5 protein-coding genes and 1 pseudogene are annotated in these 5,830 nt (G+C 49.3%); 1 reads left to right on the top strand and 5 read right to left on the bottom strand.

Annotation, left to right across the window (positions count from 1 at the left end):
- Positions 1-257: 257 nt before the first annotated feature.
- Entirely contained in the window at positions 258-1,559 is a 1,302-nt protein-coding gene (locus CINSTRO3249_RS11815; RefSeq protein ID WP_125933179.1) for a hypothetical protein, read from the bottom strand.
- Positions 1,556-2,605: a M60 family metallopeptidase gene (locus CINSTRO3249_RS11810; RefSeq protein WP_074013423.1), complete on the bottom strand. Its 1,050-nt coding sequence runs from the start codon at positions 2,603-2,605 to the stop codon at positions 1,556-1,558. The genes CINSTRO3249_RS11815 and CINSTRO3249_RS11810 overlap by 4 nt, the downstream gene beginning before the upstream one ends.
- Positions 2,606-2,743: 138 nt before the next feature.
- Between CINSTRO3249_RS11810 and CINSTRO3249_RS17890 the strand changes: the two genes are divergently transcribed.
- Positions 2,744-2,866 (top strand): hypothetical protein, encoded by a 123-nt coding sequence (locus CINSTRO3249_RS17890; protein WP_256381670.1) that lies wholly within the window; start codon positions 2,744-2,746, stop codon positions 2,864-2,866.
- Between the two features lie 494 nt (positions 2,867-3,360).
- On the opposite strand, the gene CINSTRO3249_RS11805 is transcribed toward CINSTRO3249_RS17890, so the two are convergent.
- The 3 genes and pseudogenes from CINSTRO3249_RS11805 to CINSTRO3249_RS11795 form a co-directional block, all read right to left on the bottom strand.
- Entirely contained in the window at positions 3,361-4,089 is a 729-nt protein-coding gene (locus CINSTRO3249_RS11805) for a TetR/AcrR family transcriptional regulator (RefSeq protein WP_074013422.1), read from the bottom strand.
- A 265-nt stretch (positions 4,090-4,354) separates the two neighbouring features.
- Positions 4,355-4,453: pseudogene (locus tag CINSTRO3249_RS11800) on the bottom strand (IS1 family transposase); the annotation flags it as partial.
- A 17-nt stretch (positions 4,454-4,470) separates the two neighbouring features.
- A partial coding sequence (locus CINSTRO3249_RS11795) for a flagellar biosynthesis protein FlhF (protein ID WP_254304262.1) occupies positions 4,471-5,830 on the bottom strand: 1,360 nt, incomplete at its 5' end.

Here is a 5,830-nt window from a genome sequence, read left to right as displayed (position 1 = left end):
AATATGTCACCAGGGTTTAATCTGACGTACAAGCTGTAAGCTTAAGGCAGAGTACAAACTCACCGGTAACATCCCAATGATCAGTTGGGGATCATTAACCTTTGAAAGTCAATGATCAAGATATAAGGCAGAGTGGTGTTTGACCCCTAATGACGACCAGCGTTATCGCCTGTTTCTTGGGCGAGTGTTCCCGGGCGCAAAACAGCCTGGCCAAGTCAGGCCGGGCCTGCGGCTGACCCGCGCACGATTACCAAAAACTAGGCCGTTTGCGTGATAATAGTATATATTTTGTCATTGACTCGTCCCTCAATTGAAAATGAGTTACCGGGAGCCGCCTCCACGGTCGTTAGCCAAATGTCATCCTTGATTGACGAATAGTAAGCTTCTCCCTGATTGACTTCGGAGACATAGTTACCCTGTTTGCTGAGAACATATTTCAATTCTGTATAATGTTCTGGGAAGAAAAATACCTGTATTTGATGGCGTTGTAGGGTGAAATCCTGAATAGATTGCCGCAAAAAAATCAATTCCGCTTGATCAATTTCGCGCAAAAGAGGGTTGTCCTTGAGATCTTCATCCAGTGCCACGATCCGTTGATATAGATTGGATAATGTATACTGGTCAACGTCTGGTTTAATGACCTTTTTGTCCTCATCGACATACAAATCATCCAGTTCAGCCTCCAGATCAAAGACGATGCGGGATTTTTCAAACAGGGTATAATTTCCCGTACTCATGCGGACTTCGATAGAAATCGTTTCCAGGTCGGCGTCGACTGGCTTGGTAATCGACCAGCGATTTGGCTGGTGCCATGAAGAATAATAAGGTTGTAATTTATCTAATTCGGCGAGATATTTTCCGTTATAGAGAAAAACATATCTATAATTTTCAATGCCGATCATATTAAATAACACATCGATTTTCGTTTCTGTCACCGTGACCTTATCAATCATGGGCGTTAGAAATAGCCTCTGCGCGTCATGATAGGCTGGAAGTAAGTCATTAGTGTGCTGAATTGCGATGATGCTTTTATAAACACTATCGAGATCGGCTTGGGTGACCCAGTTTGCAATCGTTTTATCGTCCGTATAAAAACTTGCCAACCTTTTGGCAGCCGTGATGTAATCGATGCTGCCTTGCCAAACTAAATAGGCATCCTCAGCAACGGCAAGGCAAACCTCTACCAGATCATCGGCGGCCAAATCATAAGGGAGTGAGCAGACGACGGCATCGGTAATCTCGGTGAGTTGACATTCATCGGATTTGCCATTTTTGATTTCCGCTACGCGTTGTTGGTTGACTTTTATGATGTAATCATTGTTTTCTATAAACGCCTTTTCAATGCTGAATACGATCTCGGTTGCAGAGAGCGTAATGTGATCTACCGTTTTTTTAATATAATGCAGTTGCGGTAGGTACTTATCGTAAGGCAGGGGAAGGGTAATAGTATTATTATGGTCATTCTCCCATATTTTTTTGGTTAATGGTGGCAATGCGCTTAATAAATTCCGGGTTTTTTTGCTGGCCAGAATGCCCCATTTATCAAAGTAGTCAATCAAGTTGATATTGGCCACGCGCAGCAAACGCGTATGAAAGTGTTTTTTCTTTCTTGCGAAGTCGTGGGCAATTCATCCATTACCCGATAGGCTTGGTGGACCTGTGGATGGAAAGCCTCGCCAAACGCCAATCGCAGTTGCCACAGCATGCCTAATTTAATCGGCAAGTCTTGCGTATCATAATTTTTTTCCTCCAGATCGAGGAAGGCATGTATGCGGGGATAGTAATCGTCGAGCCATGAAGCCCTGCCTAAAAACGCCTCCTGCGCCGCCATAGAATACAGGTTAACCGTCACTTCAGTCATACCGGTGCCGTCGCTCCACTTAGCCGGGTGCTGTTGCATCTGATGGCCTGACTCGTGCCAAACCCCCCAGCTCGTTGGCGTCGTCAGTAAACGTTGTAACGCCCCTTCGCCATGAAAAACCATATAACCTTCGGTACAAAACATGTAACCATGATTCACTTCAACATAGAGCATTTTGTTGGGATCCAGGCCATAGTCATAGCGGCCGTTGGCTTGCAAACCTGAAATCGTTTCTTGCGCTTGCAAAAAATGTTCAACGTTGTGCATGAGGCTATCGGGATCCGTAAGAAAGTTGACGGCACTGTTGTATTGAACAACGATATCCGCCCGCTTGCTGGAAAGCAGGATGATCGGCGCTTTGGGGTATTTGTCCATTTCGGCAAAGAACGTCTCATTGCTATCGACGCCCAACCTGAATGACGGTATGCGCATTAGTTCAGAATCTAACGTTATCTCGACTTCACAATCGGTATTTTTATTAATAAAGGATAACAAGCCGTCATGGGCAGCGGTAAAGGTGTTTTCACCTCTGGTGAGAGGGGTTGTAGTGGTATTGTCCATATCCGGGATGCCTACTTGAGCGAAGACTAATTCATTGGTTTCCCCCCGCACCGTGAGCGTAATCTTATCCCCTTTTTGCGCATAAAATCCCACCGGCCGCAATTCGCTGTGGCGTAATGAACGTCTTTGCAGATCGCGAAAAGCGATGGCGGAACCATTGCCATGAATCGTAAATGTTTTCATTATTTATCCTTATTGGTCATGTGTTAGTATCTTTATTACTGAACCCACAATTTAAAAATAAATTACCAGGGTAATATAATGAGGTTCATTCTCGGCATGAATGCCCTTCGGACGTGTAAGACGCGAATAAACAATATCGTGGGTGATCTGGTATTGGGAATATTGGGCAAAAACCATGGCGGCAGCGGCTTAATTAGCGCGGGTTGCCGTGAGACGCGCCACGACGCCGACGTTATGGGCTTTATGGGCGGCCGGGCATGACGGCCCGGGCGACCGGCGGGGGAAACCGCCGAGCGTTTAGCGGCGCTGGGGCAGAGCGGCGGTAACGATTAACGGCGCTAACGTTGAGGGGCGGCCAGGGCAACGGAGCCAGTGTAGCCGTGGTCACGCTCAGCGGCGCAGGGTTTAGCAGTTGAACGCTCAGCGGCGCAGGGTTTAGCAGTTGAACGCTCAGCGGCGCAGGGTTTAGCAGTTGAACGTTCAGCGGCGCAGGGTTTAGCAGTTGAACGTTCAGCGGCGCAGGGTTTAGCAGTTGAACGTTCAGCGGCGCAGGGTTTAGCAGTTGAACGTTCAGCGGCGCAGGGTTTAGCAGTTGAACGTTCAGCGGCGCACGGGTTCAGCAGGTGGACGTTCAGCTGCGTACGGGTTCAGCAGTTGGACGTTCAGCGGCGCACGGGTTCAGCAGGTGGACGTTCAGCGGCGCACGGGTTCAGCAGTTGGACGCTCAGTGGCGTACGGGTTCAGCAGGTGGACGTTCAGCGGCGGTAGAGAAGGCCGTCAACGTCGTCCTCAAGCGCTGTCACCAGCGGCGTTTCGCGCGCGTCGGGCGTCGCTGCGGGGTAGGCAGACGATAAACGCGCCAGCTGCGGCCAGAGCGTCATCAATAGCGTGACAAGCGCGCGCAACTGCCGGCGGTTAACGCCGTCGCGCGCCTGCACCGCCATCCCCTGCAATTGACACGCCAGATATTTGGCCAGCCGATCGGTGTCGGTGTGTCGCGGCAGCTCGCCCACCGCCTGCCGCGTGCGGTAAAGGTCGCGCAGTAGCTGTTCGGGCAACATATTATGGCTGCGCAGCAGGGCGGCGATAGGTTGGGAATCGGCCGACAGGGCGGACGAGGTGCAAATTAAGAAGCATCCGGGCGGCAAGCCATCGCCGGTAAATTGCGCGACGCAGGCCGTGAAAAAATCTTCGGTAGCGCCGGCGACACTGCGCTGAGGGTTGTCCAGGCAAGGCTTCAACGTCAGGACAAAACGTTGCAGATAACGTTCCATCGCCGCGCGAAACAGCCCCTCCTTGTTACCGAAAGCATGGTACAGGGTGGGCGCCTTGGCGCCGGTGGCGGCCACCAAATCATGCATTGATGTCGCCTCAAAGCCGTGCTGCCAGAATAAACGCAGAGCCACGTCCAGTGCGGCATCGGCATCAAAATGTTTCGGCCTGCCGCGTCCGCGAGGGGCGGTTACGGCCGTTTTGCTGCTCATGGTCTCCTCTCTGGGTTTATGACATGCAACTATATAATTAGTGATCATTACAAAAATTACAACCCCCTTTACGCGACAATGTTAACCTGGTCGCTAGCCGGGGCGGCTTCTCGGTAAATAAAAATTAATAATCATTAATAAAATGCTTGATCGGCCTGAAAAACAGGTCTAGTATTTAGTTATCGAACGTTAACTAAAGCGTTTGCCACCCATTTCAGCGACCAGAGAAGAGAGAATCCCATGAAAAACGTGGTAATGACTCCAATTAGTAGAACATGTGTTTTTCGATGAAGGCTCCGATGACTTTTTCGTGGATCTCGACAGAGCGCGAGAAGCAAATCGTTTTACGCGCCAGTCGTTTAATGCATAGGTATCTACACATCAGGGAGGAGGCTTAAGAGCAACTCTCGCTAAATGAGTAAGTTCTTCCAGACTATATTCCGATAATAATTTTAGTGTATTCAACAAGATGGATAAGCCAGCGAGCAGAGCAGGAGCGCTCTCTCTGCGGCCTCGCTTTTGCTGTCGTCCTGACAAGCGACATATCAGCTGGCGGGCTGCCGCATTTTCTTCTCCTTCAGCGCGTTGCAGCCGCCATACCAGAACAGCAGCCATACTGGCTATTAACAACCTGCGTAGTACGGCTGGCGCGCTGCGCTGAAGCCATGTTTCTACGTCATGTCCGGCACCTTTCAGCAACTTAAAAAATGATTCAATATTCCAGCGCCAGTAATACCAACGAGCTACTTCCTCGCAGGTGATCTCGCTGCAAACGTTTGTAAGCAGCGTCCAGCGTCCCACCACATTACCGAGATCATCCGTAAGCCGAACAACAACCAATCTGACCGTCAGAGGCTCTCCAGGTTGGATTTTTATGCGGCGGCCGGTTTCTTTATCTTTACGCTTCTGCTGCGCAGCTCGGGTTATGACTATCGAGGTTTCACTGATTTCCATATCAGCTTTTTTCCCTTTCCAGTCTACCTGTCCGCATCCGTTGTATGGCAGAAGAGCAGCAATCTCACCAATTTTCAATGAATTACCTTGCCACTCTGCACCATGTCCTTCTTTTCCTCGGATAAGCCAGCATATTCCTTGAGTACTCAACGTCCGCATATGTCCAATAGAGTCACCCTCTCTATCAATTATATGAATCAGCTTTTTACCTATATTAAGCGATTCCACACGGGCAATATCGGTCGTCAAGGCGTCCATATGTGTCTGCCGTTCGGACAGTCCTTCCGCCAACGTTGAATGACAACCGGTTGCATCGGTAAGTGTCTGAGATAGAGGCGCTATTGGCAAACCCGTGCCAGCATCAACCAGCAAGCTGCTTTGAAGTTCATATCCAACATCGCCACCGTGCGTCATTTTTAAGCGTCCGTATTTGGCATGATGGTAAAGAAATTGTAAACGTGACCAATCATGAACAACGAGAGCGTATGGATGCGGGCTAAGCGAAATTTGCTCAAGTGCTAGCGAAATAATTGGCTCATTGAGTTGACTGAAGCTAATTCGCTTATTATTCAGAAAACGCCAGACAGCTTGGGTAGTTGCGAAAGTTGATTTTTGAGCACTTGCGAGGTCTTTAACCGCAGAAGCAAGAAGAGCCGCGGGCGTCATATGCTGTTTAACCAGCGTCTGATATCGGCGGGTAAGGCGAGAGTCAATCCCGCCAACAGATAGGTTGAAATCATTCTGCAAAGTAATAACAGGTATCACGATAAATGTGTAGATACCTATG

It is taken from the genome of Candidatus Sodalis sp. SoCistrobi, from assembly GCF_900143145.1.
Lineage (GTDB): Bacteria > Pseudomonadota > Gammaproteobacteria > Enterobacterales > Enterobacteriaceae > SoCistrobi.
Note: the sequence above shows the minus strand (reverse complement) of the source record. Positions and strands in the feature narration are given on the sequence as shown.

What these genes read in the sequence shown, in the direction of transcription:
- CINSTRO3249_RS11810 (WP_074013423.1), bottom strand. Translation starts at nt 2,605, where the DNA reads ATGAAAACATTTACGATTCATGGCAATGGTTCCGCCATCGCTTTTCGC.
- CINSTRO3249_RS11805 (WP_074013422.1), bottom strand. Translation starts at nt 4,089, where the DNA reads ATGAGCAGCAAAACGGCCGTAACCGCCCCTCGCGGACGCGGCAGGCCG.